26 protein-coding genes and 1 pseudogene are annotated in these 26,614 nt (G+C 59.8%); 15 read left to right on the top strand and 12 right to left on the bottom strand.

Annotated features, from left to right (window positions below; all coding sequences use genetic code 11):
* Positions 1–682 precede the first annotated feature (682 nt).
* The 3 genes from AC1DKH_RS29115 to AC1DKH_RS29105 all read right to left on the bottom strand — a co-directional run bounded on the left by AC1DKH_RS29115 (position 683) and on the right by AC1DKH_RS29105 (position 3,785).
* Complete coding sequence (locus AC1DKH_RS29115; RefSeq protein ID WP_477754858.1) at positions 683–2,341, bottom strand: cation acetate symporter; 1,659 nt, start codon at positions 2,339–2,341, stop codon at positions 683–685.
* Positions 2,338–2,649: a DUF485 domain-containing protein gene (locus AC1DKH_RS29110; RefSeq protein ID WP_007971395.1), complete on the bottom strand. Its 312-nt coding sequence runs from the start codon at positions 2,647–2,649 to the stop codon at positions 2,338–2,340. Before AC1DKH_RS29110 ends, AC1DKH_RS29115 begins: the two co-directional genes overlap by 4 nt.
* Before the next feature lie 284 nt (positions 2,650–2,933).
* Positions 2,934–3,785, bottom strand: a complete 852-nt coding sequence (locus tag AC1DKH_RS29105; RefSeq protein ID WP_477754859.1) for a glycine betaine ABC transporter substrate-binding protein — start codon at positions 3,783–3,785, stop codon at positions 2,934–2,936.
* A gap of 288 nt (positions 3,786–4,073) precedes the next feature.
* On the opposite strand from AC1DKH_RS29105, the gene AC1DKH_RS29100 reads away from it, so the two are divergent.
* Complete coding sequence (locus AC1DKH_RS29100) at positions 4,074–5,669, top strand: glycoside hydrolase family 17 protein (protein ID WP_477800081.1); 1,596 nt, start codon at positions 4,074–4,076, stop codon at positions 5,667–5,669.
* Positions 5,670–5,795: 126 nt separating this feature from the next.
* Here AC1DKH_RS29100 and AC1DKH_RS29095 read toward each other — a convergent pair whose 3' ends face one another.
* Positions 5,796–6,164, bottom strand: coding sequence for a hypothetical protein (locus AC1DKH_RS29095; RefSeq protein ID WP_477800080.1), 369 nt, complete (start codon positions 6,162–6,164; stop codon positions 5,796–5,798).
* 225 nt (positions 6,165–6,389) lie between these two features.
* Between AC1DKH_RS29095 and AC1DKH_RS29090 the strand changes: the two genes are divergently transcribed.
* Together AC1DKH_RS29090 and AC1DKH_RS29085 are read left to right on the top strand one after the other, a co-directional pair.
* A complete protein-coding gene (locus AC1DKH_RS29090) occupies positions 6,390–7,688 on the top strand; it encodes an alpha/beta fold hydrolase family protein (RefSeq protein ID WP_477754862.1) in 1,299 nt (432 codons plus the stop codon).
* Positions 7,681–8,469, top strand: a complete 789-nt coding sequence (locus tag AC1DKH_RS29085; RefSeq protein WP_477800079.1) for an MlaA family lipoprotein — start codon at positions 7,681–7,683, stop codon at positions 8,467–8,469. The genes AC1DKH_RS29090 and AC1DKH_RS29085 overlap by 8 nt, the downstream gene beginning before the upstream one ends.
* 65 nt (positions 8,470–8,534) lie before the next feature.
* On the opposite strand, the gene AC1DKH_RS29080 is transcribed toward AC1DKH_RS29085, so the two are convergent.
* A complete protein-coding gene (locus AC1DKH_RS29080) occupies positions 8,535–9,449 on the bottom strand; it encodes a DUF808 domain-containing protein (RefSeq protein ID WP_477800078.1) in 915 nt (304 codons plus the stop codon).
* 134 nt (positions 9,450–9,583) lie between these two features.
* On the opposite strand from AC1DKH_RS29080, the gene AC1DKH_RS29075 reads away from it, so the two are divergent.
* Positions 9,584–10,189, top strand: a complete 606-nt coding sequence (locus AC1DKH_RS29075; RefSeq protein WP_046037661.1) for a TetR/AcrR family transcriptional regulator — start codon at positions 9,584–9,586, stop codon at positions 10,187–10,189.
* A 112-nt stretch (positions 10,190–10,301) separates the two neighbouring features.
* On the opposite strand, the gene AC1DKH_RS29070 is transcribed toward AC1DKH_RS29075, so the two are convergent.
* Both AC1DKH_RS29070 and AC1DKH_RS29065 read right to left on the bottom strand, forming a co-directional pair.
* Positions 10,302–10,760 (bottom strand): REP-associated tyrosine transposase, encoded by a 459-nt coding sequence (locus AC1DKH_RS29070; protein WP_477800077.1) that lies wholly within the window; start codon positions 10,758–10,760, stop codon positions 10,302–10,304.
* Between the two features lie 196 nt (positions 10,761–10,956).
* Positions 10,957–11,397 carry a GlcG/HbpS family heme-binding protein gene (locus AC1DKH_RS29065; RefSeq protein ID WP_150757696.1) on the bottom strand — a complete coding sequence of 147 codons (441 nt, stop codon included), beginning with the start codon at positions 11,395–11,397 and terminating at the stop codon, positions 10,957–10,959.
* Positions 11,398–11,657: 260 nt separating this feature from the next.
* On the opposite strand from AC1DKH_RS29065, the gene gcl reads away from it, so the two are divergent.
* The 8 genes from gcl (at position 11,658) to AC1DKH_RS29025 (ending at position 21,340) form a co-directional block, all read left to right on the top strand.
* Positions 11,658–13,433, top strand: a complete 1,776-nt coding sequence (gene gcl / locus AC1DKH_RS29060; RefSeq protein WP_477800076.1) for a glyoxylate carboligase — start codon at positions 11,658–11,660, stop codon at positions 13,431–13,433.
* Between the two features lie 138 nt (positions 13,434–13,571).
* Positions 13,572–14,354: a hydroxypyruvate isomerase gene (gene hyi, locus AC1DKH_RS29055; protein ID WP_007971414.1), complete on the top strand. Its 783-nt coding sequence runs from the start codon at positions 13,572–13,574 to the stop codon at positions 14,352–14,354.
* Between the two features lie 137 nt (positions 14,355–14,491).
* Positions 14,492–15,379: a 2-hydroxy-3-oxopropionate reductase gene (locus AC1DKH_RS29050; RefSeq protein ID WP_477800075.1), complete on the top strand. Its 888-nt coding sequence runs from the start codon at positions 14,492–14,494 to the stop codon at positions 15,377–15,379.
* 178 nt (positions 15,380–15,557) lie between these two features.
* Positions 15,558–16,838, top strand: coding sequence for a glycerate kinase type-2 family protein (locus AC1DKH_RS29045; RefSeq protein WP_477800074.1), 1,281 nt, complete (start codon positions 15,558–15,560; stop codon positions 16,836–16,838).
* Positions 16,828–18,243, top strand: a complete 1,416-nt coding sequence (pyk, locus tag AC1DKH_RS29040) for a pyruvate kinase (protein WP_477800073.1) — start codon at positions 16,828–16,830, stop codon at positions 18,241–18,243. The genes AC1DKH_RS29045 and pyk overlap by 11 nt, the downstream gene beginning before the upstream one ends.
* A 174-nt stretch (positions 18,244–18,417) precedes the next feature.
* Positions 18,418–19,332, top strand: a complete 915-nt coding sequence (locus tag AC1DKH_RS29035; protein ID WP_477800072.1) for an urea transporter — start codon at positions 18,418–18,420, stop codon at positions 19,330–19,332.
* 21 nt (positions 19,333–19,353) lie between these two features.
* On the top strand, positions 19,354–20,178 hold the full coding sequence (locus AC1DKH_RS29030; protein ID WP_477800071.1) for an ion transporter: 825 nt from the start codon (positions 19,354–19,356) through the stop codon (positions 20,176–20,178).
* 163 nt (positions 20,179–20,341) lie between these two features.
* Complete coding sequence (locus AC1DKH_RS29025; RefSeq protein ID WP_477760050.1) at positions 20,342–21,340, top strand: sulfate ABC transporter substrate-binding protein; 999 nt, start codon at positions 20,342–20,344, stop codon at positions 21,338–21,340.
* A 121-nt stretch (positions 21,341–21,461) separates the two neighbouring features.
* Here AC1DKH_RS29025 and AC1DKH_RS29020 read toward each other — a convergent pair whose 3' ends face one another.
* Entirely contained in the window at positions 21,462–22,091 is a 630-nt protein-coding gene (locus tag AC1DKH_RS29020) for a hypothetical protein (protein WP_477754874.1), read from the bottom strand.
* A 228-nt stretch (positions 22,092–22,319) separates the two neighbouring features.
* Between AC1DKH_RS29020 and AC1DKH_RS29015 the strand changes: the two genes are divergently transcribed.
* Positions 22,320–23,525 (top strand): MFS transporter, encoded by a 1,206-nt coding sequence (locus AC1DKH_RS29015; RefSeq protein ID WP_477800070.1) that lies wholly within the window; start codon positions 22,320–22,322, stop codon positions 23,523–23,525.
* A gap of 99 nt (positions 23,526–23,624) precedes the next feature.
* On the opposite strand, the gene AC1DKH_RS29010 is transcribed toward AC1DKH_RS29015, so the two are convergent.
* Both AC1DKH_RS29010 and AC1DKH_RS29005 read right to left on the bottom strand, forming a co-directional pair.
* The gene (locus AC1DKH_RS29010; protein WP_477800069.1) at positions 23,625–24,029 is read right to left on the bottom strand and encodes a type II toxin-antitoxin system HicB family antitoxin; all 405 of its coding nucleotides are present in this window, start codon (positions 24,027–24,029) and stop codon (positions 23,625–23,627) included.
* Positions 24,029–24,241: a type II toxin-antitoxin system HicA family toxin gene (locus AC1DKH_RS29005; protein ID WP_477754880.1), complete on the bottom strand. Its 213-nt coding sequence runs from the start codon at positions 24,239–24,241 to the stop codon at positions 24,029–24,031. The genes AC1DKH_RS29010 and AC1DKH_RS29005 overlap by 1 nt, the downstream gene beginning before the upstream one ends.
* A gap of 102 nt (positions 24,242–24,343) precedes the next feature.
* Between AC1DKH_RS29005 and AC1DKH_RS29000 the strand changes: the two genes are divergently transcribed.
* Positions 24,344–24,472 carry a hypothetical protein gene (locus AC1DKH_RS29000; protein ID WP_477800068.1) on the top strand — a complete coding sequence of 43 codons (129 nt, stop codon included), beginning with the start codon at positions 24,344–24,346 and terminating at the stop codon, positions 24,470–24,472.
* A 65-nt stretch (positions 24,473–24,537) separates the two neighbouring features.
* The gene (locus tag AC1DKH_RS28995) at positions 24,538–24,987 is read left to right on the top strand and encodes a LysR family transcriptional regulator (RefSeq protein ID WP_477800067.1); all 450 of its coding nucleotides are present in this window, start codon (positions 24,538–24,540) and stop codon (positions 24,985–24,987) included.
* A 99-nt stretch (positions 24,988–25,086) separates the two neighbouring features.
* Here AC1DKH_RS28995 and phnN read toward each other — a convergent pair whose 3' ends face one another.
* Positions 25,087–25,653: a phosphonate metabolism protein/1,5-bisphosphokinase (PRPP-forming) PhnN gene (phnN, locus tag AC1DKH_RS28990; RefSeq protein ID WP_477800066.1), complete on the bottom strand. Its 567-nt coding sequence runs from the start codon at positions 25,651–25,653 to the stop codon at positions 25,087–25,089.
* Positions 25,654–25,697: 44 nt separating this feature from the next.
* Positions 25,698–26,092 (bottom strand): annotated as a pseudogene (locus AC1DKH_RS28985) (alpha-D-ribose 1-methylphosphonate 5-triphosphate diphosphatase); the annotation flags it as partial.
* Between the last annotated feature and the right edge of the window lie 522 nt (positions 26,093–26,614).

The following is a 26,614-nucleotide window of genomic DNA, read 5'->3' as shown; positions in this document are numbered from 1 at the left end:
GTCGAGTGCAACGAGGCTGCGATCTTTTGGCTTTATTGCTTACAAGCAAGATCAAAAGATCGCAGCCTTCGGCAGCTCCTACGGATTGATACGTCCGCGAAACCAGGTCGGCTGGCAGGCCGCCATCGCGAGCAGGCTCGCCCCTACAATGGATCGGCGTGCACCTAATGCTCTTCACCACTCAWCAGGCCGAGCGTTAGCTCGCCTGCAGCTCTTGATCTTGATCCACCCGCCCCCTCGGRAGGCTGAGCGGAGGTGTTCATCCGGGGATGGGCGCGCAGCGCCGTTCGACGCAGTCGAACTCATTGCATGTAGGTCGAAGCGAAGCCGACCGGAGGGCAATGCCCCCGGATGAATACCGCAGCGAAGGAACGCCGAGCCTAAGCGAGGGGCCGTACGTTCGGGGCGAGCGTTTTTTTGGTTACTTTTTTTAGGCGCTTGTAAAAAAAGTGACTCGCCGTAAGGGCGAAACCATAAGCCGCCGTTACCGCAGGAATGGATATGTACGCGATCAACAAAAGACAGGTCGGCTGCCAGGCCGCCATCGCGAGCAGGCTCACTCCTACAGCAAATCAGGTACACCCACGAAATTCAGGTCGATTACCGCCCAATAAAAAAATGCCCCGATCTCTCGACCAGGGCATTTCCATACAACACAACTTAAACAGTCAAACCCAAACGCTTAGTGCGAAACAGCACCACTCGCCCCAAGACCCGTCTGCGAACGAACAAACTGCGGGAAGAACAGCGCCCGCTCATTGTCCGCAGCAGTGGACTTGTCGGTAACCGAGAAGAACCAGATCCCGACAAAGGCAATCATCATCGAGAACAGCGCCGGGTACTCATACGGGAAGATGGCCTTCTCGTGATGCAGGATCTGCACCCAGATGGTCGGACCAAGCACCATCAGGCCCACGGCACTGATCAGCCCCATCCACCCACCGATCATCGCACCGCGAGTGGTCAGCTTCTTCCAGTACATGGAAAGCAGCAGCACCGGGAAGTTGCAGCTCGCCGCGATGGAGAACGCCAGGCCCACCATGAACGCAATGTTCTGGCTCTCGAACAGGATACCCAGGCCAATTGCCAGCACCGCCAAGAAGATGGTGGTGATTTTCGAGACGCGAATCTCGTCCTTCTCGTTGGCCTTGCCTTTCTTGATCACACTGGCGTACAGGTCGTGGGACACCGCCGAAGCACCGGCCAGGGTCAGACCGGCAACCACTGCCAGAATGGTCGCGAACGCTACCGCCGAGATGAAGCCCAGGAAGATACTGCCGCCCACCGCGTTGGCCAGGTGCACCGCCGCCATGTTGTTACCACCCAACAAGGCGCCAGCAGCGTCTTTGAAGGCCGGGTTGGTGCTGACCAGCAGGATCGCGCCGAAGCCGATGATGAAGGTCAGGATGTAGAAGTAACCAATGAAACCGGTTGCGTACAACACGCTCTTGCGGGCTTCTTTTGCGTCACTCACGGTGAAGAAGCGCATCAGGATGTGCGGCAGGCCAGCGGTACCGAACATCAGCGCCAGACCGAGGGAAAACGCCGAGACCGGATCTTTCACCAGACCGCCCGGGCTCATGATCGCTTCAGCTTTCGGGTGAACCTTGATCGCCTCGGAGAACAGCATGTTGAAGTCGAAGTTGACGTGCTTCATCACCATCAGTGCCATGAAGGAAGCACCGGACAGCAGCAGGACTGCCTTGATGATCTGCACCCAGGTGGTCGCCAGCATGCCGCCGAACAACACGTACAGGCACATCAGAATACCGACCAGGATCACCGCAACGTGGTAATCGAGACCGAACAACAACTGGATCAGCTTGCCGGCACCGACCATTTGCGCGATCAGGTAGAACGCCACCACCACCAGCGAACCGCAAGCGGACAGCGAGCGGATCTGGGTTTGCCCCAGGCGATAGGACGCCACGTCGGCAAAGGTGTATTTGCCCAGGTTACGCAGGCGCTCGGCGATCAGGAACAGAATGATCGGCCAGCCCACCAGAAAACCGATCGAATAGATCAGGCCGTCGTAGCCGGAGGTGAACACCAGCGCGGAAATACCCAGGAAGGACGCTGCCGACATGTAGTCACCGGCAATCGCCAGACCGTTCTGGAAACCGGTGATCTTGCCGCCAGCGGCATAGTAGTCGGCTGCCGAATTATTACGCTTGGAAGCCCAATAGGTGATGCACAGGGTGGCACCGACGAAGGCGACAAACATCAAGATCGCCGACACATTAAGCGGTTGCTTCTGCACGGCACCGGTCAGGGCGTCAGCCGCCCAGGCGCCAGGCGCGAAAGCTGCGATACTCAAAAGAGCCATTAGACGGCGGATCATTGCTGAGCCTCCTTGAGAATCGCATTGTTCAGGTCGTCGAATTCGCCGTTGGCGCGTCGTACGTAAATACCGGTCAGGACGAAAGCCGAAACAATCAGCCCGACACCGATCGGTATGCCCCAGGTAATCGAGGACTCAGGGTTGATTTTCGCCCCCAGCACCTGCGGTCCATAGGCAATCAGAAGGATGAATCCGGAGTAAAGCCCTAGCATGATCGCCGACAGAATCCAGGCGAATCGTTCCCTCTTGCTAACCAGCTCCTTGAAGCGCGGGCTGTTTTGAATCGAGAGGTAAATGCTGTCGTTCATTGTTTTTATCCTCGCAGCACAGATTGAGTTGCAACGGTATCCACTCTATGCGGCTGCGGGGCAGGTTCCAGACGACCTTAGTCTTATAACGCCATGACGGATTCGCCAATTGTAGGAGCGAGCTTGCTCGCGATGAATTTGAAGGCGCCGCACTTTTTCAGACAGCACGCGTTAACGCTCACGCCCATCGCGAGCAAGCTCGCTCCTACAAAAAAGCAAAGGGCCGCTTGGCATAAATTTGCCGAGCGACCCTGGAAGATGCTGACCAGACGCGTCAGCTCAAATCACTTGGTCCAGTCAGCAACACGATCAGGGTGTTTGGCGACCCAATCCTTCGCCGCCGCTTCAGGCTTGGCACCGTCCTGGATCGCCAGCATCACCTGGCCGATTTCATCCTTGGATTCCCACTGGAAGTTCTTCAGGAACTTGGCCACTTCCGGCGCCTTGGCCTCCAGGCCTTTGCTGCCGATGCTGTTCACGGTTTCAGCCGCGCCATACACGCCTTTCGGATCTTCGAGGAAGCGCAGTTTCCACTTGGCGAACATCCAGTGCGGCACCCAGCCGGTCACTGCGATGGATTCGTTCTTCTTCTCGGCACGGGTCAGCTCGGCGATCATGCCGGCGCCAGAACTGGCCTTGAGTTGATAGCCGGTCAGGTCGTAGTCCTTGATCGCCTGATCGGTCTTGAGCATCACGCCTGAACCTGCGTCGATGCCGACAATGCGGTTCTTGAAGGTGTCGTCGGTCTTGAGGTCGTCAATGGACTTCGCCTTGACGTATTCCGGCACGATCAGGCCGATTTTCGCGTCCTTGAAGTTCGGGCCGTAATCGACGACCTGATCCTTGTTCTTCGTCCAGTAATCGCCGTGGGTCACCGGCAGCCAGGCCGACAGCATGGCGTCGAGCTTGCCGGTGGCCACGCCTTGCCACATGATCCCGGTGGCGACGGCTTGCAGCTTCACGTCATAACCGAGTTTCTGCCTGATCACTTCGGCAGCCACGTTGGTCGTGGCGACACTGTCCGACCAGCCGTCGACATAACCGATCGTCACTTCCTTCCCAGCGGCACTGGCCACGGTAGAACTGATCGCCAGCACCAAAGCGGCACCTGCGCCCAAGAGTCGTCGCATCTTCATCGTTACTTCCCCGAAAGTGCTGCGCTCGACGGATGCCGAGTCGCTTAAACGTATTGTTATGGTGCACAGCGCCCCCATCACGCCTTACCGCAAACTCGTTCGAACATCAGCGGAGTACTGACGCCTTCGATGATCAACCTGACGCTCTTGGCGACCTGCTCTGCCAGCGACCTCAAGGCAACGAGAAACGACATCAGAACGCCATTAATCTTGAGCGCGACCAACGCACCGCAGACTCCGCCCGAACTTTGCATATCAAAATCATGCAAGCCACCAAGCACACGGTAAATGCAGGTAACATGCGCCGCTTTGCTCCCACACGGCCTTTCCATGTCCGCGACATCCCGCTTCCCTTTTGCTGCTTATCTATTCGCTTGCCTGCTCGGGCTGTTTGCCCTGGGCGGCTTCTGGTACGGCCTCGGCAAACCGGTGATATTGCCGGACGTGGCCAGCGCAACGCACAAGCTGCAATGCGCGTCCTACACGCCGTTCGACAAAGACCAATCGCCGTTCGACGTACCATTCAACTTGCGCCCCGAACGTATGGATGCCGACCTCGCGCTGCTGTCCAAAAGCTTCGAATGCATCCGCACCTATTCCATGACCGGCCTCGAAGCCCTGCCGGAACTGGCGCGCAAGCACGGCTTGAAAATGATGATTGGCGCATGGGTGAACAGCAACCCGGTGGACACAGCCAAGGAAGTGGAGCTGCTGATCGCCGAAGCCAATGCCAACCCGGACGTGGTCACCGCAGTAATCGTCGGCAATGAGGCCCTGTTGCGCAAGGAAGTCACCAGCACACAGCTGGTGAAACTGATTGATCGAGTCAAAAGCCAAGTCAAACAACCCGTCACCTACGCTGACGTTTGGGAATTTTGGCAAAAGCATCCCGAAATCGCTCCAGCGGTGGACTTCGTGACTATCCATTTGTTGCCTTACTGGGGCGACTACCCTTGGGACGTCGAGGTCTCCCTATCCCAACTTGCCAGTGTGCGCGAGATGTTCGGCAATATGTTCGCCCCCAAGGAAGTGTTTATTGGCGAAACTGGCTGGCCCAGTGAAGGCCGTCAGCGCCGAATCGCTGTTCCAAGCAGGGTCAACGAAGCCAGGTTCATTCGCGGTTTTGTCGCCATGGCCGAGCAACGGGGCTGGCACTACAACCTGATCGAAGCCTTCGACCAGCCATGGAAACGCGCCAGTGAAGGTGCAGTGGGTGGTTACTGGGGGCTGTTCGATGCCGATCGCCAGGACAAGGGCGTGCTGGCCGGGCCAGTGACAAACGTACCGTACTGGTCGCAATGGCTGGCAGTGGGTGGATTGATCTTCATTGGCACGTTGTTGCTTGGCGGCCGGGTTCGCACGACGCGCTCGGCGCTGGTGCTGCCACTGCTCGGCGCATTGGCGGCGTGCTCCATTGGCGCCTGGGGCGATCTGGCACGGCTTACCACGCGTTTCACCAGTGAGTGGTTGTGGGTCGGATTGCTGACCGCGCTGAATCTGCTGGTGCTGGCCCATGCCGCACTGACACTGAGCCCTCGTAGCGGATGGCGCGGACGGGCATTCAATTTACTGGAGGGCCGTGCTGGCTGGCTGGTTGCAGCGGCAGGTTTCGCTGCAGCCGTGATGATGCTGGAACTGCTGTTCGATCCGCGTTATCGCAGCTTCCCGAGTGTCGCGTTCATCGTGCCGGCGCTGGTTTATCTGTGCCGCCCGGTGAATGTGCCGCGCCGCGAGATTGCGTTGCTGACCTTCATCATCGGTGCCGGCATTGCGCCGCAGTTGTTTCGTGAAGGCTTGCAGAATCAGCAGGCCTGGGGTTGGGCGCTGGTGAGTGTGTTGATGGTGGCTGCGTTGTGGCGCTGCCTGCGGGTTCGCACAGCTTGATTTTGCATTGACCTGACCGACCTCATCGCGAGCAAGCTCGCTCCCACAGTAGATCTTCAGTGAACACAAAATTTGTGTGCGATAAAGATCAATTGTGGGAGCGAGCTTGCTCGCGATGACGGACTATCAGACGCTCCGAGAAGCCCTGACCAAACGCAACCCCGCTATCACCACCGCAAACACCGCCAGCGTCGTGTTGTACAACGCCAGCGCCGGAAACCCGAACACCAGCGCCAGCACCACCAGCCACCAGCCTGCCCGCCCCGGCACGACAAAGCCGATGATCGCCGCGCCCAGCGCAGCCCAGCCCAGAACGCCGAAATGGATCATCAGCCCCAGATTCGATCGCACCTGGCATTCCCAGCGACTTGCCTCATCCACGCAAATGCCGACCCACTGTGCATCCTCCATGAAGCCATAACGCGCGCCATAACTGGCGGCCAGCCATACAGGCAGCAATACAAGCAGCAGAATCACGGGCAGACGGCGAGACATGAAACACTCCAATTGGCGAAAAACGGCGGCCAGCTTAATCGCCCGAAGGCGTTTCGCAAGCGATAACAACTGTTAACTGGTCATTCAATCGCGGCGAAGTGTATCGTCCAGCTACTACTACTGCACAATCAGGCCTGTTTCGTGCCGATGGTTGGCACTTTGGCGCAGATCCGATGGTCATAGCCTGCGAAATTCATTCGGCACCTTCTTCTAAGGGATTTAGTCATGCTCCGTTCCTTGCGCTTCGCCGCCCTGTTTGGCGGCCTTATTTTGAGTGCGTCCGCACTGGCGGTCGATATAGATGCCGCCAGTTATGGCTACCCCCTGACCAACCCGTTCGAGGCGACCATCGCGACCACGCCGCCGGACTTGCGTCCGGAGTTGCCCCTGGACGATGACATCGATCAGACAGTGCGCAGCGTCACCTTGCGTCCGGAACGGGCGTTCGAATTGCCGGACAATTTCTGGGCGGTCAAGAAACTCGACTACCGCATTGCCACGCAGGATCATGCCGCACCGCTGATTTTCCTGATCGCCGGCACCGGTGCACGCTATGACAGCAGCCTGAATGAATACCTGAAGAAGCTCTATTACAAAGCCGGCTACCACGTGGTGCAGTTGTCATCGCCTACCAGCTATGACTTCATGAGCGCCGCATCACGCTTCGCCACGCCGGGTGTGTCCAAGGAAGATGCCGAAGATTTGTACCGGGTGATGCAGGCCGTGCGGGCACAGAACCCGAAAGTGCCGGTCACCGATTACTACCTGACCGGCTACAGCCTGGGTGGACTGGAGGCCGCTTTCGTCGCGCACCTGGACGAAACCCGTCGCAGCTTCAACTTCAAGAAAGTCCTGCTGCTCAACCCGCCGGTCAACCTCTACACTTCGATCACCAACCTCGACAAGCTGGTCCAGACCGAGGTCAAGGGCATCAACAACAGCACCACGTTCTATGAACTGGTACTGAACAAACTGACCCGCTACTTCCAGCAGAAGGGCTACATCGACCTCAACGACGCCCTGCTCTACGACTTCCAGCAGTCCAAACAGCACCTGACCAACGAACAGATGGCCATGCTTATCGGTACGTCGTTCCGCTTTTCGGCAGCCGACATCGCCTTCACTTCAGACCTGATCAACCGTCGCGGCCTGATCACCCCACCCAAGTTCCCGATCACCGAGGGCACCAGCCTCACGCCATTCCTCAAGCGTGCACTGCAATGCGACTTCGACTGCTACATCACCGAACAAGTCATCCCGATGTGGCGCGCCCGTACCGACGGTGGCAGCCTGCTGCAACTGATTGACCAGGTGAGCCTGTATGCGCTGAAGGACTATCTGCACGACAGCCCGAAAATCGCCGTCATGCACAACGCCGACGACGTGATCCTCGGCCCTGGCGACCTCGGTTTCCTGCGCCGGACCTTCGGCGATCGCCTGACCGTTTACCCGCTGGGCGGCCATTGCGGCAACATTAACTACCGCGTCAACAGCGACGCCATGCTGGAGTTCTTCCGTGGCTAAATACCTCCTGCTTTTCGCAGCGTTACTCTGTGCAGGCGTCGCCAATGCCGACAACAGCAAAGCCAACGCCCCCGTGGTCGTCGACAGTGATGGTTTCAAGGAACCGCTGAGCAAACTCAAATTCAACCCGGGCCTGGACCAGCGCGAGTTCGAGCGTTCGACGCTCAGCGCGCTGGCCGTCTACGATCCGCTGGAAGAGTGGAACCGGCGCGTCTATCACTTCAACTACCGCTTCGACCAATGGGTGTTCCTGCCGGTGGTCAATGGTTACCGCTACGTCACCCCGAGCTTTGTGCGTACCGGTGTCAGCAACTTCTTCAACAATCTCGGCGACGTGCCGAACCTGTTGAACAGCCTGCTGCAACTCAAGGGCCAGCGCTCGATGGAGACCACCGGACGCCTGCTGCTCAACACCACCATCGGCATCGCCGGCCTGTGGGACCCGGCCACCGCCATGGGTCTGCCGCGCCAAAGCGAAGACTTCGGCCAGACCCTGGGCTTCTACGGCGTGCCGGGCGGCGCTTATTTCGTCCTGCCGATCCTCGGTCCGTCGAACCTGCGCGACACCGGCGGCCTGGCGGTGGATTACACGGCCGAGAATGCGATCAACTTCCTCAACGTGGCCGAAGTCAGTTCCAACCATCCGGAAGTCTGGATCCTGCGCAGCATCGACAAGCGCCACCAGACCACCTTCCGCTATGGCCAGACGAACTCGCCATTCGAATACGAGAAAGTGCGTTACGTCTACACCGAGGCGCGCAAGTTGCAGATTGCTGAGTAATTCCAGCGGCCGAAAAACACTGTGGGAGCGTGCCTGCTCGCTCCCTCAGTTGTTATGTGTTGCCTTCAGCCTTTCAGTGCTTTCCAGATTTTGCTGGTCGCCAAAACGCCCACCAACACCACCGCACCCGCCGCAATCCCCGCCAGACCATTGAGCAGCACCGGCACAATAAATCCACCGCCACCCGCCGCAGCGCCAACCTCTTCGATCCAGTGATGCACCACCGGCACACCGTGCGTGAGGATGCCGCCACCCACCAGAAACATCGCCGCCGTACCAATCACCGACAGGCTTTTCATCATGTACGGCGCCGCACGCAGAATGGCGCCACCGATGCTTTTCGCCATCTGCCCGGGCTTTTGAGTCAACCAGAGTCCAAGGTCATCCAGCTTGACGATACCCGCCACCAGGCCATAGACGCCGATGGTCATGACGATTGCGATCCCCGACAGCACGATGACTTGCTGGCTCAACGGCGCACCGGCCACGGTGCCGAGGGTGATGGCGATGATTTCTGCCGAGAGAATGAAGTCGGTGCGGATCGCGCCCTTGATCTTGTCCTTTTCGAACGCCACCAGATCCACTTCCGGGTCTGCCACCGCCTCGACCAGTTCAGCATGTTCGACCTGATCTTCGGCCTTGCTGTGCAGAAACTTGTGGGCGAGTTTTTCAAACCCTTCGAAGCACAGATAGGCACCGCCGACCATCAACAATGGCGTGACCAGCCACGGAATGAACGCACTGATGGCCAGCGCCGACGGCACCAGGATCAGTTTATTGATGAACGAACCCTTGGCGACCGCCCAGACCACCGGGATTTCCCGCTCGGCACGCACGCCGCTGACTTGCTGGGCATTGAGGGCAAGGTCGTCACCGAGTACGCCGGCCGTTTTCTTGGCGGCCATTTGGGTCATCAATGACACGTCGTCCAGTACGGCGGCGATGTCGTCAATCAGCACCAGCAAACTGCTTCCTGCCATGAATCGGGTTTCCTTCTGCAATGAATGCGCAGCAGCATAGCGCGGCATAACGGCTCGCGGTGCATTCTTGAGCGTCGCGCGAGGCCGGTGATACCATGCGCAACCGCCAGAACAGGCAAGGAATCACCCGGTTTATGAGCACTATCCGCGAGCGCAACAAACAACTGATCCTGCGTGCCGCCAGTGAGGAATTCGCCGACAAAGGCTTCGCTGCGACCAAAACCAGCGACATCGCAGCCAAGGCGGGATTGCCCAAGCCCAACGTCTACTACTACTTCAAATCCAAGGAAAACCTCTACCGCGAGGTCCTGGAAAGCATCATCGAGCCCATCCTGCAGGCGTCGACACCGTTCAATCCGGACGGCGAACCCGGTGAAGTGCTCAGCGGCTACATTCGCTCGAAGATCCGCATCTCCCGCGACCTGCCTTTCGCCTCCAAGGTGTTCGCCAGCGAAATCATGCACGGCGCCCCCCACCTGAGCAGCGATCTGGTCGAACAACTCAATGGCCAGGCCAAACACAACATCGAGTGCATCCAGACCTGGATCGACCGCGGGCAAATCGCCCCCATCGACCCCAACCACCTGATGTTCAGCATCTGGGCCGCGACCCAGACCTACGCCGACTTCGACTGGCAGATCACCGCCATCACCGGCAAGGCCCGGCTGGATGAAGAAGACTATGAAGCGGCGGCGCAGACGATTATCCGGTTGGTGCTCAAGGGGTGTGAGGCGGACTGATCCACCGCGGTGCATTTATCGCTAGCAGGCTAGCTCCTACATTGGATCTATGGCGTACACAAATCCCCTGTGGGAGCTAGCCTGCTAGCGATGAAGACAACTCGACTTCAGTTCAAACCCAAATGGCATCCCACAGCGGGTAGTCGCCCAGCTTTTTAACCAGTCCGGCTCGCAATGGGTTGGCCACGACATATCGAGCCACCTTCACCAGATCTTCCTCTCGACGCAGTGCCCGGTCATGAAAGCCTTTCTGCCAGAGAGGGATCTTGCGGCCGGTGGACTGATTTACCGCTTTGGTACTCAGTGATTTGGTTTTTTGCATCAAATCTCCCAACGATCCCTGCTGTAACTCGACCAACCAATGGAAATGGTCGGGCATCACGACCCATGCCAATGAATTCGCCATGCCTTGATGTTGCGCATTTCTAAACTGATCCACGACCAAACGACCCAGTGCAAAATTCCTGAATATCGGTTTTCGTCCAAACGTGTTGGTGGTCAGCAGATAAATTCGGTTGATTTCAGCATAGCGACCGCGTCGTAGACGATGCGAAGCAGGTGAATCAAGCATTCCTTTGCCGCTCCCATGAATTGATCATGAGAAGGCTAGTTCGGCCGACCTGAATGAGATGGACAGACTGTTGGCAGGATGTGTCTGGGAGAAAGCAATCGCTAGCAGGCTAGCTCCCACATTGGATCTATGGCGTACACAAATCCCCTGTGGGAGCCAGCCTGCTGGCGATGGCAATAGATCAATCAATACAAAATCAAGCCGCCACCCCCGCATCCGCCACCAACCCCAACGCCTCGATGGCATTGATCGCGCATTGCTCGTCGACATCCGACAGATCGCCGCTGATCCCCACCGCCCCCAGCACGTTCCCGTCCTGATCGCGAACCAGCACACCACCCGGTGCCGGCACGACGCTGCCCTGCCCCAGGCTGTTCAACGCGGCGATGAACGCCGGGCGTTGCTGGGCGTCCAGTGCCAGCAGGCGTGAACCCTTGCCCAGCGCGATGGCGCCCCAGGCTTTGCCGATGGCGACATGCGGGCGCAGCAGGCTGGCGCCGTCTTCACGTTGCAGGGTGATCAGATGCCCGCCGGCATCCAGTACCGCAATGGTCAAGGGCGCCGCGGATATTGCACGCCCTGCGGTGATGGCCTCGTTGACCAGGTTGACTGCGACTTTCAAGGTTAAAGCGCTCATGGTGCCGTCCTCATTTTGTTTTTCGGAAAGCCGGTGGGCTGCGCGGCAGCCCGATGCAACAAATAGAACACAATGAGTTATTTTTTTGTATACAATAATTCTCGAAAGGCGCCACATGCGACGAAAAGCCACAGTAGATTGGCCTTCCGACGAATGAAACAAGCGCTTGAGAAAATGGATTGACCTGCGCCGTCCGCCGTGAATACACTCTGCGCAAAGCCACTTGTATACAATTACAAAACGTAAAGAGGCACAAAACCATGAGCAAAATGAGAGCAATCGAAGCCGCCGTTCTGGTGATGCGCCGTGAAGGGGTCGATACCGCTTTTGGCATCCCGGGTGCCGCCATCAACCCGCTGTACTCCGCCTTGCAAAAGGTCGGCGGCATCGATCACGTACTCGCTCGCCACGTTGAAGGCGCCTCGCACATGGCCGAGGGCTACACCCGCACCAAGGCCGGCAACATCGGCGTGTGCATCGGTACTTCCGGCCCTGCCGGCACCGACATGGTCACCGGGCTCTACAGCGCCTCGGCCGACTCGATTCCAATCCTCTGCATTACCGGCCAGGCACCCCGCGCCCGTATGCACAAGGAAGACTTCCAGGCTGTCGATATCACCACCATCGTCAAGCCAGTCACCAAGTGGTCGACCACCGTCATGGAACCTGGCCAGGTGCCTTACGCGTTCCAGAAAGCCTTCTACGAAATGCGCTCCGGCCGTCCAGGCCCGGTGCTGATCGACCTGCCGTTCGACGTGCAGATGGCTGAAATCGAATTCGACATCGACGCTTACCAGCCACTGCCACTGGCCAAGCCGAGCGCTACCCGCGTCCAGGTTGAAAAAGCCTTGGCCATGCTGGATCAGGCCGAGCGTCCATTGCTGGTGGCCGGTGGCGGCATCATCAACGCCGATGCCGCCGACCTGCTGGTGGAGTTCGCCGAGTTGACCGGCATTCCGGTTATCCCGACCCTGATGGGCTGGGGCACCATCCCGGACGATCACCCGCTGATGGTGGGCATGGTTGGCTTGCAGACTTCGCACCGTTACGGCAACGCGACCATGCTGAAATCCGACGTGGTTCTGGGCGTGGGCAACCGTTGGGCCAACCGCCACACCGGTTCCGTTGACGTGTACACCGAAGGCCGCAAGTTCATTCACGTCGACATCGAACCGACCCAGATCGGTCGCGTGTTCACCCCGGACCTGGGCATCGTTTCCGACGCCGCTGCCGCACTGACCGTGTTCATCGAAGTCGCTCGCGAATGGCAAGCCGCCGGCAAGCTGAAGAACCGCAGTGCCTGGCTGCAAGACTGCCAGCAGCGTAAAGCCAGCCTGCAGCGCAAGACTCACTTCGACAACGTGCCGGTCAAGCCGCAACGCGTTTACGAAGAAATGAACCAGGTGTTCGGCAAAGACACCTGCTACGTCAGCACCATCGGGCTGTCGCAGATTGCCGGCGCGCAGTTCCTGCACGTCTACAAGCCACGTCACTGGATCAACTGCGGTCAGGCAGGCCCGTTGGGCTGGACCATTCCGGCAGCGCTGGGTGTGGTCAAGGCTGATCCGAGCCGTAAAGTCGTGGCCCTGTCGGGGGACTATGACTTCCAGTTCATGATTGAGGAATTGGCGGTCGGCGCGCAGTTCAAGCTGCCGTACATACATGTTGTCGTGAACAACTCGTACCTGGGCCTGATCCGTCAGGCGCAGCGCGGTTTCGACATGGACTACTGCGTGCAGCTGTCCTTCGACAACCTCAACGCTCCGGAACTCAACGGTTACGGTGTCGACCACGTCGCAGTGGCCGAAGGCCTCGGCTGCAAGGCACTGCGTGTGTTCGAACCGGCTCAGATCCAGCCTGCCCTGCGCAAGGCCCAGGAGCTGATCGAAGAGTTCAAGGTTCCAGTGATCGTCGAGATTATCCTGGAGCGTGTGACCAACATTTCCATGGGCACCGAGATCAACGCCGTCAACGAGTTCGAAGACCTGGCGCTGGTCGGCGACGACGCACCGACTGCGATTTCGTTGCTTGATTGATAGCTGACCGCTCCCCCTGTAGGAGCGGGCTTGCCCGCGAAGGCGGCTTCACATCCAACAGAGATGTTGACTGACCCACCGCTTTCGCGAGCAAGCTCGCTCCTACAGGGGGCCTTCACAAATTTACGGGAGACCACCATGCCGCGTTTCGCAGCCAACCTGTCCATGCTGTTCACCGAACAGGACTTTCTTGCCCGTTTCGAAGCGGCCGCCAAGGCCGGCTTCAGTGGTGTCGAATACCTGTTCCCGTACGACTTCAGCTCCGCCGAAATCAAGGCCAAGCTCGACGCCAACGGTCTGACCCAAGTGCTGTTCAACCTGCCGGCCGGTGACTGGGCCAAGGGCGAACGCGGTATCGCGTGCCTGCCGGACCGGGTTGAAGAATTCCGTGCCGGTGTCGACCTGGCCATCGCTTACGCGCAAGTGCTGGGCAACACCCAGGTCAACTGCCTGGCCGGTATTCGTCCGCAGGGTTTTGACGATGCCACCGTGGAGAAAACCTTCGTCGCCAACCTCAAGTACGCGGCCGACAAGCTGCAAGCGGCGGGTATCAAGCTGGTGATGGAAGCGATCAACACCCGTGACATTCCAGGTTTCTACCTGAACAACACGGCGCAAGCCCTGTCGATTCGCGAGCAGGTCGGCAGCGCCAACCTGTTCCTGCAATACGACATCTATCACATGCAAATCATGGAAGGCGATCTGGCCCGCACCCTGCAATCGCACCTGGGCGAGATCAACCATGTGCAGCTCGCGGACAACCCGGGGCGCAACGAACCAGGTACCGGTGAAATCAACTACCGCTTCCTGTTCGAACACCTGGACCGCATCGGTTATCAGGGTTGGGTCGGTTGCGAATACAAGCCGCTGACCACCACTGAAGCGGGCTTGGGTTGGTTGAAAACCCATAACGCAATTTGACCCATTACCTGTAGGAGCGAGCTTGCTCGCGAAGAACGATCAGGCGCCGCGTTTACTCAGGCAGCACGCGTTTTCGTTGAGGCTTTTTCGCGAGCAAGCTCGCTCCTACAGAAAGCACAAAACAAGAGGATTTTCTCATGGCTAAAATCGGATTTATCGGCACCGGCATCATGGGCCACCCAATGGCGTTGAACCTGCAGAAAGCCGGTCACAGCCTGTTCCTGTCGGCGCACCACGACGCCGCCCCTGCCGACCTGGTCGCCGCTGGCGCCGTTGCCCTGGCGAACCCGAAGGAAGTCGCCCAGGAAGCCGAGTTCATCATCGTCATGGTGCCGGATACCCCGCAGGTCGATGACGTGCTGTTCCGCGCCGATGGCGTTGCCGCCGGTGTTGGCAAAGGCAAAGTCGTCATCGACATGAGCTCGATCTCGCCGACCGCCACCAAGGCCTTCGCGGCCAAAATCAACGAAACAGGCGCCCAGTACCTCGACGCCCCGGTATCCGGCGGTGAAGTCGGCGCCAAGGCGGCGACCCTGAGCATCATGGTCGGCGGCGATGCCGACGCCTTCGAACGCGCCCTCCCGCTGTTCCAGGCCATGGGCAAGAACATCACCCTGGTCGGTGGCAATGGCGACGGTCAAACCGCCAAAGTAGCCAACCAGATCATCGTGGCCCTGAACATCCAGGCCGTGGCTGAAGCCCTGCTGTTCGCTTCGAAAAACGGTGCCGATCCGGCCAAGGTACGTGAAGCACTGATGGGCGGTTTCGCGTCCTCGAAGATCCTCGAAGTTCACGGCGAGCGCATGATCAAAGGCACCTTCGATCCGGGCTTCCGCATCAGCCTGCACCAGAAGGACCTGAACCTGGCCCTGCAAGGTGCCAGGGAGCTGAACATCAACCTGCCGAACACCGCCAACACCCAGCAAGTGTTCAGCACCTGCGCGGCCATCGGTGGCAGCAACTGGGACCACTCGGCGCTGATCAAGGGTCTGGAACACATGGCGAACTTCTCGATTCGCAAGTAGGAGCTGCCGAAGGCTGCGATCTTTTGATCTTTCGTCCACACGCACACCGCGTTATCCGCAACAAGATCGCAGCCTGCGGCAGCTCCTACAGGATCCGGTTCATCCCGCCAAATGGGTAACCGATCCAGAGTTGCCGCAGGTTGCGTTCCCCCAATAACAAGAATTCCGGGAGCCCGCCATGTCGGTCGATCCGCAACAATTGCTGCGCGAGCTGTTTGCCACAGCCATCGACGCGGCGCATCCGCAACAAGTCCTCGAAGCCCATTTGCCTGCCGACCGCAGCGGTCGCGTGATCGTCATCGGTGCCGGCAAAGCCGCCGCTGCCATGGCCCAGGTGGTCGAGCGCTGCTGGCAGGGTGAAGTCTCTGGCCTGGTGGTGACCCGTTACGGTCACGGCGCACCTTGCGAAAAAATCGAAGTGGTCGAAGCCGCGCATCCGGTGCCGGACGCTGCTGGCCTGGCCGTGGCCAAGCGTGTGCTGGAACTGGTCAGCGACCTGAGCGAAAACGACCGCGTGATATTCCTGCTCTCCGGCGGTGGCTCTGCCCTGCTGGCACTGCCGGCCGAAGGCATCACCCTGGCCGACAAGCAGTCGATCAACAAAGCCCTGCTCAAGTCCGGCGCGACCATCGGCGAGATGAACTGCGTGCGCAAGCACCTCTCGGCGATCAAGGGCGGCCGCCTGGGCAAAGCCTGCTGGCCTGCCACGGTCTACACCTATGCGATTTCCGATGTGCCGGGCGACCTCGCCACGGTCATCGCCTCCGGCCCTACCGTAGCCGACCCGAGCACCTCGGCCGAAGCCCTGGCGATCCTCAAACGCTACGCCATCGAGGTTCCGGCTTCGGTGCGCACCTGGCTGCAAAGCCCCGAGTCGGAAACCGTCAAACCCGGTGACCCGAACCTGGCACGCAGTCATTTCCAGTTGATCGCGCGCCCGCAACAATCCCTTGAGGCGGCGGCGGTGAAATGCCGTCAGGCCGGGTTCAGTCCGCTGATCCTCGGCGACCTCGAAGGCGAATCCCGCGAGGTGGCGAAAGTCCACGCCGGCATCGCACGGCAGATCGTCCTGCACGGTCAGCCGCTGGCGGCGCCCTGCGTGATTCTCTCCGGTGGCGAAACTACCGTCACCGTGCGCGGCAATGGCCGTGGCGGGCGCAATGCCGAGTTCCTGCTGAGCCTGACCGACAGCCTCAAAGGCCTGCCCGGCGTCTACGCGCTGGCCGGCGACACCGACGGCATCGACGGCTCCGAAGACAACGCCGGCGCGATCATGACCCCGGACAGCTACGCACGTGCTGCGGCAAAGGGCCTGAGCGCCAGTGACGAGTTGGACAACAACAACGGTTACGGCTACTTCGAGGCGCTGGACGCGCTGATCGTCACCGAGCCGACCCGTACCAACGTCAACGACTTCCGCGCCATTCTGATCCTTGAGAGCACTAAACATGACGCCTGATAAAAAGGTCAAAATCCTCGCCACCCTCGGCCCGGCCACCGACGGCATCGACGCCATCCGTGAGCTGGTGCTGGCCGGGGTCAACATCTTCCGCCTGAACTTCAGCCATGGTGATCACGCCGACCACGCCCAGCGTTTTCAGTGGATCCGTGAAGTCGAGCGCCAGCTCAATTATCCATTGGGCATTCTGATGGACCTGCAAGGCCCGAAACTGCGGGTCGGCAAGTTTGCCGAAGGCAAGGTGCAACTGGTGCGCGGCCAGGCCTTGCGCCTGGACCTCGATGCCACGCCGGGTGATGAGCGCCGGGTCAACCTGCCGCACCCGGAAATCATCGCCGCACTGGAGCCAGGCATGGACCTGCTGCTGGACGACGGCAAATTGCGCCTGCGGGTAGTGACCAAGTACGCCGACGCCATCGACACCACCGTGCTCAATGGTGGCGAACTGTCTGACCGCAAAGGCGTGAACGTGCCGCAAGCGGTGCTCGACCTGAGCCCGCTGACCGCCAAGGATCGCCGCGACTTGACCTTCGGCCTGGAACTGGGTGTGGACTGGGTGGCGCTGTCGTTCGTGCAACGTCCCGACGACATCCGCGAAGCCCGCTCCCTGATCGGCGACAAGGCGTTCCTGATGGCCAAGATCGAGAAGCCCTCGGCCGTCGAACAACTGCGCGAGATCGCCGAACTGAGCGACGCGATCATGGTCGCCCGGGGTGACCTGGGCGTGGAAGTGCCGGCCGAAAGCGTGCCGCAGATTCAGAAGAACATCATCGGCACCTGCCGCCAGCTCGGCAAACCGGTGGTGGTGGCGACCCAGATGCTGGAATCGATGCGCTTCTCACCGGCGCCAACCCGCGCCGAGGTCACCGATGTGGCCAACGCGGTGGCCGAAGGTGCGGACGCGGTGATGCTGTCGGCGGAAACCGCGTCCGGCGAATACCCGCTCGAAGCCGTGCAGATGATGAGCAAGATCATCCGCCAGGTGGAAAACGGTCCGGACTATCAGACTCAACTCGACGTCAGCCGACCGAAAGCCGAGGCGACCGTTTCCGACGCGATCAGCTGCGCCATTCGCCGCATCAGCAACGTGCTGCCGGTGGCGGTGCTGGTCAATTACAGCGAGTCCGGCGCGTCGAGCCTGCGCGCGGCGCGGGAGCGGCCGACGGTGCCGATCCTCAACCTGACGCCGAACCTGCAAACCGCCCGTCGCCTGAGCGTGGCGTGGGGTGTGCACTCGGTGGTCAATGACCGCCTGCGTCAGGTCGATGAAGTCTGCTCCACGGCACTGGAAATTGCCCAGGCCCAGGGCATGGCGCAGCGTGGCGACACACTGTTGATCACAGCAGGTGTGCCCTTTGGGCAGCCGGGATCGACTAACTCTTTGCGTATCGAGACATTGATCTAGCGCCTGTACCGGCCTCATCGTCGGAACGCCGCCCGGAGCAAGCTCGCTCCCACATTGGTTTTGTGTTGATCACAGAATCAAGACTGAACAGAGATTCAGTGTGGGAGCGAGCTTGCTCGCGATCAGCCGGGGTCGCGCTCGACCAACTCGGTCCCACTGACTTTCAGAACTGCCATGCCTGCCAACCATTTCAACACCCACTGCCCCGACTGGGCCGAAGCCTTGCTCAACGGCTTCAGCCAGATCTTTCTCCAGCGCAACCCGCTGTGCGGCCTGCTGTGCGTCCTGGCCATTTTGTTCACTGCACCCGCCTTGCTCGGCGGCGCCTTGCTCGGCGGTGTCGCCGGGCTGCTCACCGCGCAACGCCGCAACTATGCCAAGGCTGATCGTCAGGCCGGGTTGTTCAGCTACAACGGTGTCCTGCTCGGATTGTTACTGAGCCTGTATTTCCCCTGGTCGGCGATGATGCCGCCACTGATTCTGGCCGCCGGTGGCCTGAGCGCGATGATCACCCAACAGTGGCTCAAGCGCGTCCGGTTCAGCCAATGCCTGCCTGCCTACACCGCCCCCTTCGTCGGGCTGGGCTGGTTGCTGCTGTGCTTCGCCACGCCCTCGACAGAGCCGCACCTGATCGAAGTCAGCACCCTGAACATGCTCGCCGCACCACTCAAAGGCCTCGGCCAGGTGATGTTCCTCGGTCATCCGCTGGCCGGTGCGATGATTGCCGTCGGTTTGCTGATCGCTGATCGCCGCGCATTTTGCTGGGCATTATTGGCCTCTGTCGCGGGCATGGGCTGGAGCCTGCTGAACCACGACTTCTATACCGCACTGCTCGGCCTCGGTGGCTATAACGCCGTGCTGGCCGCCCTCGCCTTCAGCTCGCAGCGTCGCCAACCGTGGCTGCCGCTGCTTGGCATCGGCCTGGCACTGTTGCTGACGCCGGTGTTTGCTGCCATCGGCCTGCCCACGCTGACCGCGCCGTTCATTCTTGCCGGCTGGCTGATTCGCAGCGTTGTGCAAATGCTCGGCAAAGCCACGGTCGAAAGCGCGTCTTGCGCTCCCGGGGAGAATCAACCTAGGCTGCGCTGATTTGCGGCCAAGGCGATGTGCATGAACAGCAACGACACGTGGCGTCATCGCCTGTACGTGATTATTTTCCAGACCGACACCGTTGCCGGTCGACGCTTCGACTCCACATTGCTGCTGATCATCCTCGCCAGCCTGGTGGTGGTGATCCTGGACAGCATCGATGACGTCCACCAGAACTACGCCAGCGTGCTTGCGTACATCGAGTGGGGCTTCACGATCATCTTCCTCGGCGAGTACATCCTGCGCCTGTACTGCTCGCCCAAACCGCTGCACTACGCGTTCAGTTTCTATGGGCTTGTGGACCTGCTGGCCATCGTGCCCGGCATCCTCGCGCTGTACTACAGCGATGCCCAGTACCTGCTGATCATCCGGGTGATCCGGATGCTGCGGATCTTCCGCGTGCTCAAGCTCGGTCCGTACCTCAAGCAAGCCCATTACCTGCTCGATGCCTTGCGCGGCAGCAAGCAGAAAATCCTCGTGTTCCTGCTCAGCGTCTGCACGCTGGTGATAGTGTTCGGCACCCTGATGTACGTGGTCGAAGGCCCGCAAAGTGGCTTCACCAGCATTCCCAAGGGCATCTACTGGGCGATCGTCACCCTGACCACAGTCGGTTATGGCGACATCGTGCCCAGGACCGCACTGGGCCAGGTCATCTCGTCGATGGTGATGATCACCGGTTACTCGATCATCGCCGTGCCCACCGGGATCTTCACCGCCGAACTGGCCACGGCCATGCGTGGCGGCCAGTTACAGCACGACTGCCCGGTGTGTGCGAAAGACAGCCACGAACAGGAAGCCTCGTTCTGCTCCCGTTGTGGCAATGCATTGTTCAAAAAACTGGAATAAGCAAAGAGCTTTTTAATCTTTAAAGGACTATACGAGCCCGGCTATAGTCGACACCTCATTGATAACTAATAAATAACCCGTAGGCTGCGATCTTTGGATCTTGAAAATCAAAGTCAAAAGATCGCAGCCTACGGCAGCTCCTACATAGAACAGGGAATGCGCAGTGAAAAAACTCTTTGGCGCCTCACTTCTCGCCGCTGGCCTGGCCCTGGGCAACATCGCCCAGGCTGCACCGACGCTGCTCAACGTTTCCTACGACGTGATGCGAGATTTCTACAAGGACTACAACACTGCGTTCCAGAAACACTGGCAAGCCGAGCACAACGAAAACATCACCCTGCAAATGTCCTTCGGCGGCTCCAGCAAACAGGCACGCTCGGTGATCGACGGCCTGCCGGCCGATGTCATCACCATGAACATGGCCACCGACATCAACGCCCTGGCGGACAATGGCAAACTGGTCCCGGACAACTGGGTCACGCGCCTGCCCAACAACAGCGCGCCCTTCACTTCGGCCACCGTATTCATCGTGCGCAAGGGCAACCCGAAAGCCCTGAAAGACTGGCCGGACCTGCTCAAGGACGGCGTTCAGGTCATCGTCCCGAACCCGAAAACCTCCGGCAACGGCCGCTACACCTACCTCTCGGCCTGGGGCTACGTGCTGAAAAACGGCGGTGACGAGAACAAGGCCAAAGACTTCGTCGGCAAGCTGTTCAAGCAAGCGCCAGTACTCGACACCGGCGGCCGTGCCGCCACCACCACCTTCATGACCAACCAGATCGGCGACGTGCTGGTGACCTTCGAGAACGAAGCGGAAATGATCGCCCGCGAGTTCGGCCGTGATCAGTTCGAAGTCATCTACCCAAGCGTTTCCGCCGAAGCCGAGCCACCGGTGTCGGTGGTCGACAAGACCGTCGACAAGAAAGGCACCCGTGCGGCGGCCGAGGAATACCTGAAGTACCTGTGGTCACCGGAAGGCCAGGAGATTGCCGCGGCGAACTACCTGCGCCCGCGCGACCCGGCCGTGCTGGCCAAGTACACCGACCGCTTCCCGAAAGTGGACTTCCTGTCGGTGGAGAAGACCTTCGGCGACTGGCGCACCGTGCAGAAGACCCACTTCAATGATGGCGGGGTTTTCGACCAGATCTACAGCGGTCAGTGATGACCGGACGATAACGAAAAAGGCGACTGGTGCAGGTCGCCTTTTTTGTACGGATCAGAATTCACTGCAAATCCATTGTGGGAGCGAGCTTGCTCGCTCCCACAGGTTCTGCGACCTCCTGCTACATCGGCGGCGTCACGCCGTCCTTGCCCGCCGAGATGGATTGAGCGGTGAGCGTGCCGTCAGCGCCCTGCGTGACAAAGGTCACGATCTTCACGCCCACCTTCAACAGGCTGCGATCGGCCGGCACCAGGTTGACGATGGGTACGTCCTCCGGCACCAGAATCTTCTGTTGGCCGCCCTTGTAATTGACGGTCAGCACTCGACCGTTGCTCACCACCAGGTCGCCAACGCTGCCGTTGGTCATGCTGCTGCCTTTGACCAGATCGAAGGGCCGATGACCGTCGCCACTGCCGGCCAGCTCCGGCGGGAAAACATGAACTTCAAGGGCCTTGAGGGTGCCATCCTCCTGGGGAATGGCCGCAGAGCCGATGTAGCTGCCGGGCTTGATGTCTTCGATGTTGGCCAAGGTCACGGCGCGGACCTTGGTGTCCTTGGTCAAATTGATCACCACGTTGTCGCCGCTGTTGGCGTGGACTTTCAGAACGTCCGGACTGACGCCGGTGATCTCGCCGCGCACACCGATGCGCGTGCCCGGTGCGTCTTCGGCCTGGGCCAGGCCAGCGTTGAATACACTGATCAAGCAGACGACTGAAACCCAGCGAATCAGCTGACGAAACTTCACATACATGGAGAGGCCCTCCGGTGACGGGACGTGGAGTGAGAACATAAGCACGCTATCGAACAGGATGTAAGTGAATGTATCATCTACCCTCGATGTTCTGATGCAAGGCACTTCGACACACACGTCCGTCAGTCATTCCGCAATGGAATGATTGCTATCACACCAATCTCACTTCCGCCGTTTCAGTCAGCCCATTAGCCTGCGCGCATTCCTTTCCGTACAGCGAGACCCGTTATGAACCCAGCGACCCAGGTGCCCCACGGCACTGCGACAATGACCCCAGGGATGGTGCTGCTATTCGCCTTCTGCTGCGGCGCTATTGTCGCCAACATCTACTACGCGCAGCCGATCATCGGCCTGATAGCGCCGGACATCGGCCTGACCAACACCTTGGCCAGCCTGATCGTTTCCCTGACTCAGATCGGCTATGCGCTGGGGCTGTTTTTCCTGGTACCGCTGGGGGATTTGCTGGAGAACCGCCGGTTGATGATCATCACCACGCTGGTGGCAATCGGCAGCCTGCTGGGCGCGGCGTTCACCGATCAGCCGAATGTGTTTTTGCTGATTTCGCTGTTGGTGGGGTTCAGTTCGGTTTCGGTGCAGATCCTGATTCCGCTGGCCGCGCACCTGGCGCCGGAAGAAACCCGTGGCCGTGTGGTGGGCGGGATCATGGGCGGTTTGTTGCTCGGTATTCTGCTGGCCCGGCCGGTGTCCAGCGTGGTGGCCGACCACTTCGGCTGGCGGGCGATGTTTGTGATTGCCGCCGTCTTGATGGCAGCCATCAGCATCGTGCTGGCAGTGACCATTCCCAAGCGTGAACCTGATCACAGTGCTTCCTATGGCCAATTGCTGGGCTCGCTGTGGACGCTGTTGCGCAAACAACCGGTGCTGCGCCAGCGGGCGTTTTACCAGGGGTGCATGTTTGCCACCTTCAGCCTGTTCTGGACCGCCGTGCCGCTGGAACTGGCGCGCAATCACGGTTTGTCGCAAAGCGAGATCGCGATTTTCGCCCTGGTCGGGGCCATCGGCGCCATTGCCGCGCCCATAGCCGGACGCCTGGCCGATGCCGGTCACACCCGCATCGCATCGTTGCTCGCCCTGCTGTTCGCCAGCCTGAGTTTTCTGCCGGCGTTTATCCATCCGGCCTGCAGCGTCATCGGCCTGGCTGTGACCGGTGTGGTGCTCGACTTCTGCGTGCAGATGAACATGGTCCTCGGCCAGCGTGCGGTGTACGCCCTCGACGGCAAAAGCCGCAGCCGCCTGAATGCGCTGTACATGACCAGTATCTTCATCGGCGGCGCCTTCGGCTCTTCGGTGGCCAGCGCGGTGTACGAACAGGGCGGCTGGTTGTGGATCGTGATCGTCGGCAGCGCATTTCCGTTGCTGGCGTTGTTGCGGTTTTTGAGTGTTTCGCAGAAGGCTTCGTTAGCGACGGCATAGATCGCTAAAAGCTTCGTCGGATCGCCGCCCGGAGCAAGCCCGCTTCTACAGGTTATTCGCTAACCTTGTGGGAGCGAGCTTGCTCGCGATTGCTGCCACTCACTGCCGAACCAGCTTCTCCATCGCCGCATCCGCCAGGAAGGACGAGCGGCTTTTTACATTGTGCTCACGCACATACCGATCGATGCGCTGGATCACGTAGCCGGGTAGCGTGACATTGACCTTCTCGGTCTTGCCCATATACGGCGAAATATCTAGCTCGAGCATTCCCCAGCCCATGTCGGCGAACTCCGGATTACCACGATGCACCGCTGCTGAAGTCGGCATTGGAATCGTCTCTCCATCTGCCGCGATCTCTTGCAGCATGATGTGGGCAATTTCGACAGCAGCGTTATATGCATCTTCAAAGGTATCCCCGGCGGTTACCGCGCCAGGAATATCGGGGATCTGAATACCGATGGCGGCGTGCTCATCGCCCCACTCGATACAAATTGGATATTGCATTATGGATCTCCTGCGTAACTGGCTGGCGGGCAGTACAGCCCGGCGCGCCTCCTGATGCTCTTGACCGTCCCGATCGGCAAATCCTTTTTCGGATGGGGGACGGGAATCGTGTATGGGTTGTATCGGTGAGTGAAGATGTGATGACTGCCAGTGACCCTGTCCAAAGTCCAACCTGCCTCCATCAATTCCTTGATCAATAGCCTGCTCTGCACCACCAGCCTCCTTGCTCCGGCCCAATTAAAGGTAACCCCAGAGTTATCTTTACTCAAGCACAAAATCTCGCAGTACGACGCTCGGTTGTTTTACAGAGTGTGATGCTGCCCATACCGGGGCGTTATGTGACCGGCCGAGATGGTGTGATCCGTTACGCCGAGGTCAACCCGGATTACACTCAGCGTCCCGAGCCTGAGGCGATGCTGGATACCATTCGCGGTTCGCACTGACACCATTCATCAATTGTGGCGGCGAGCAGGCTCGCTCCCACATTTGATCTCTACAAGGACTTCCGATGGACCGCCTCGGCGCAATGGAAACCTTCGTCTACGTGGTGGAAACCGGCTCGTTTTCCGCTGCCGCACGGCGCCTGAAGATCGGCCAGCCGGCCGTGTCGAAAACCATCGCGCAACTTGAATCGCGGCTGGCGGTGCGGCTATTGCTGCGTTCGACCCGGGGCCTGACGCCCACCGAGGCCGGCGAAGAGCAATCGGTGATCATCAGCGGCCGGATCCGCGTCAATGCCGCTGAAGGCCTGCGTGAAGCCGTGCTGGCTCATCAAGGCCTGACCATGGCCTCGCAATGGATGTTCGCGCCGGAACTGGCCGATGGCTCGGTCCGGGAAGTGATGAAGGGCTGGGCATTGCCGAACCTGGATCTGTGGGCGGTGTTCCCCACGGGGAGAATGGCCAGCGCCAAGGCTCGGGCGTTTGTGGAGTATATGCAGGGGTTGTTGTTGAAGTAAGTTTCAGCCCCTCAATCAAGATCAAAAGATCGCAGGCTGCGCCAGCTCCTACATTAAGCGCGTACACAGGTAAATCATCGTCGTTCGTTCCCGGCAATGTCAGACACATGGAGGTTGCTCGTCAAAGCAGGCCAGCAAACGTTCGACCGTTTGCTCAAGTTGTCCGGAGTTGTCAAGCAGGTGCACGGTCGGGTCTTGCGCCAGCAGTTGCTCGCTGAATCGGGCATTGCGTGCCAGGCGCTGATCGATTTCGCCCAGCGATTCTCGCCCACGCTCCAGCAAGCGATGGCGCAGTACTGCTTGATCCACAGTCAACAACAGCACTAACACGTTCGGATAGCGCGAACGCGTGTTCTGCAAATGCCCCCGCGAGCCATTGACCAGCACGTCCTGCCCGGCGGCCAGCCAATCGTCGATTTCCCGCGGGATGCCATAGGACAACCCATTGGCGTGCCAGCTCAAGGCAAATGCGCCCTGGGCCTCCATATCGGCGAACTGCTGCGCACTGACACCCAGCGCCGCTTCGCCCACGGCTTCGGCCGAGCGAGTGATGACCCGCTGCACAATGCGGCAGCCGCGATCGGCCAACCGTGTTCGTGCAGCATCCAGCAGGCTGTCCTTGCCCGAACCTGAAGGCCCGATGAGATAGATCAACCTGCCTGACATCAAAACACCCTCGTTGCTTGTCGCCATACTTGCTGGACCACCGGCAGACCCTCTGCGGTCAGATCTGCGGCGGCCACGTTACCCGAGTGCGACTCGCCGCGCACGATGTTCGGTGTGCCCATCAATACATTCATGCCGCGCTCCCGGTAACCACGCCTCGACGGTGGTCGGGAACTCGGCGATGGTCATGCCGCAGCGTGATGAGTTCGTCCATCTGAGTCGTGGTCAGGTGGTACTTGCTCATGTAGTACTCACGGTACTTGGATTCCAGTACTAACTGGCGCTGTCCCGGCGAGTGGTCCATCACCGACACCAACTGCACCAGCGGGTTCTCCACCCGATCGCGGAACACACTGAAAATGTCCGGGTGGCACAGCTCGCGGCGCAGGTGCAGGCGGTGTTCGGCTCGGGTCAGTTCGGCGTCGGAGGCTGTGGGAAGGTGGTTTGCCCGCGATGGCTATGTGTTGGGCGCATCTGTTTTGATTGTGTACATATCCGTTTTAGCGGTAATGGCCACTATTGGTTCCGCCCTTACGGCGGGTCACTTGGAAGAGCCCCAAGTAACCAAGGGCTCTTGCCCCTGACATTCGGTGCCTCGCTGTGGCTCGGCATGCCCTCGCTCCGGTCCTGCTCCGTGGGCCCGCCGCGATCGGCCATCCATGGCCGTGCGCGGCTAACCCGGCATCCATGCCGGGTTGCCCACTGCGCAGAACCTCCTCTCGGCCTCACGAGGGGGCGTACACCGCAACAGCGCCCGAGGCGGCCTACCGGCCGGCCTGGTTCTGATGCGTACGTGTTTCCCTGTAGGAGCTGTCGAGTGCAACGAGGCTGCGATCTTTTGGCTTTATTGCTTACAAGCAAGATCAAAAGATCGCAGCCTTCGGCAGCTCCTACGGATTGATACGTCCGCGAAACCAGGTCGGCTGGCAGGCCGCCATCGCGAGCAGGCTCGCAGGCTCGC

Source organism: Pseudomonas sp. 05L36 (genome assembly GCF_056398125.1).
The sequence above is the reverse complement of the archived record's forward strand: the minus strand, read 5'-3'. Positions and strand labels throughout refer to the sequence as shown.

What these genes read in the sequence shown, in the direction of transcription:
- AC1DKH_RS29110 (WP_007971395.1), bottom strand. Translation starts at nt 2,649, where the DNA reads ATGAACGACAGCATTTACCTCTCGATTCAAAACAGCCCGCGCTTCAAG.
- AC1DKH_RS29090 (WP_477754862.1), top strand. Translation starts at nt 6,390, where the DNA reads ATGCTCCGTTCCTTGCGCTTCGCCGCCCTGTTTGGCGGCCTTATTTTG.
- AC1DKH_RS29010 (WP_477800069.1), bottom strand. Translation starts at nt 24,029, where the DNA reads ATGCAATATCCAATTTGTATCGAGTGGGGCGATGAGCACGCCGCCATC.
- phnN (WP_477800066.1), bottom strand. Translation starts at nt 25,653, where the DNA reads ATGTCAGGCAGGTTGATCTATCTCATCGGGCCTTCAGGTTCGGGCAAG.
- gcl (WP_477800076.1), top strand. Translation starts at nt 11,658, where the DNA reads ATGAGCAAAATGAGAGCAATCGAAGCCGCCGTTCTGGTGATGCGCCGT.
- AC1DKH_RS29070 (WP_477800077.1), bottom strand. Translation starts at nt 10,760, where the DNA reads ATGCTTGATTCACCTGCTTCGCATCGTCTACGACGCGGTCGCTATGCT.
- AC1DKH_RS29035 (WP_477800072.1), top strand. Translation starts at nt 18,418, where the DNA reads ATGCCTGCCAACCATTTCAACACCCACTGCCCCGACTGGGCCGAAGCC.
- AC1DKH_RS29095 (WP_477800080.1), bottom strand. Translation starts at nt 6,164, where the DNA reads ATGTCTCGCCGTCTGCCCGTGATTCTGCTGCTTGTATTGCTGCCTGTA.
- AC1DKH_RS29045 (WP_477800074.1), top strand. Translation starts at nt 15,558, where the DNA reads ATGTCGGTCGATCCGCAACAATTGCTGCGCGAGCTGTTTGCCACAGCC.
- AC1DKH_RS29115 (WP_477754858.1), bottom strand. Translation starts at nt 2,341, where the DNA reads ATGATCCGCCGTCTAATGGCTCTTTTGAGTATCGCAGCTTTCGCGCCT.
- AC1DKH_RS28995 (WP_477800067.1), top strand. Translation starts at nt 24,538, where the DNA reads ATGGACCGCCTCGGCGCAATGGAAACCTTCGTCTACGTGGTGGAAACC.
- AC1DKH_RS29075 (WP_046037661.1), top strand. Translation starts at nt 9,584, where the DNA reads ATGAGCACTATCCGCGAGCGCAACAAACAACTGATCCTGCGTGCCGCC.
- AC1DKH_RS29080 (WP_477800078.1), bottom strand. Translation starts at nt 9,449, where the DNA reads ATGGCAGGAAGCAGTTTGCTGGTGCTGATTGACGACATCGCCGCCGTA.
- AC1DKH_RS29100 (WP_477800081.1), top strand. Translation starts at nt 4,074, where the DNA reads ATGCAGGTAACATGCGCCGCTTTGCTCCCACACGGCCTTTCCATGTCC.
- pyk (WP_477800073.1), top strand. Translation starts at nt 16,828, where the DNA reads ATGACGCCTGATAAAAAGGTCAAAATCCTCGCCACCCTCGGCCCGGCC.
- AC1DKH_RS29050 (WP_477800075.1), top strand. Translation starts at nt 14,492, where the DNA reads ATGGCTAAAATCGGATTTATCGGCACCGGCATCATGGGCCACCCAATG.
- AC1DKH_RS29000 (WP_477800068.1), top strand. Translation starts at nt 24,344, where the DNA reads ATGCTGCCCATACCGGGGCGTTATGTGACCGGCCGAGATGGTGTGATC.
- AC1DKH_RS29030 (WP_477800071.1), top strand. Translation starts at nt 19,354, where the DNA reads ATGAACAGCAACGACACGTGGCGTCATCGCCTGTACGTGATTATTTTC.
- AC1DKH_RS29065 (WP_150757696.1), bottom strand. Translation starts at nt 11,397, where the DNA reads ATGAGCGCTTTAACCTTGAAAGTCGCAGTCAACCTGGTCAACGAGGCC.
- AC1DKH_RS29020 (WP_477754874.1), bottom strand. Translation starts at nt 22,091, where the DNA reads ATGTATGTGAAGTTTCGTCAGCTGATTCGCTGGGTTTCAGTCGTCTGC.
- AC1DKH_RS29015 (WP_477800070.1), top strand. Translation starts at nt 22,320, where the DNA reads ATGAACCCAGCGACCCAGGTGCCCCACGGCACTGCGACAATGACCCCA.
- AC1DKH_RS29105 (WP_477754859.1), bottom strand. Translation starts at nt 3,785, where the DNA reads ATGAAGATGCGACGACTCTTGGGCGCAGGTGCCGCTTTGGTGCTGGCG.
- hyi (WP_007971414.1), top strand. Translation starts at nt 13,572, where the DNA reads ATGCCGCGTTTCGCAGCCAACCTGTCCATGCTGTTCACCGAACAGGAC.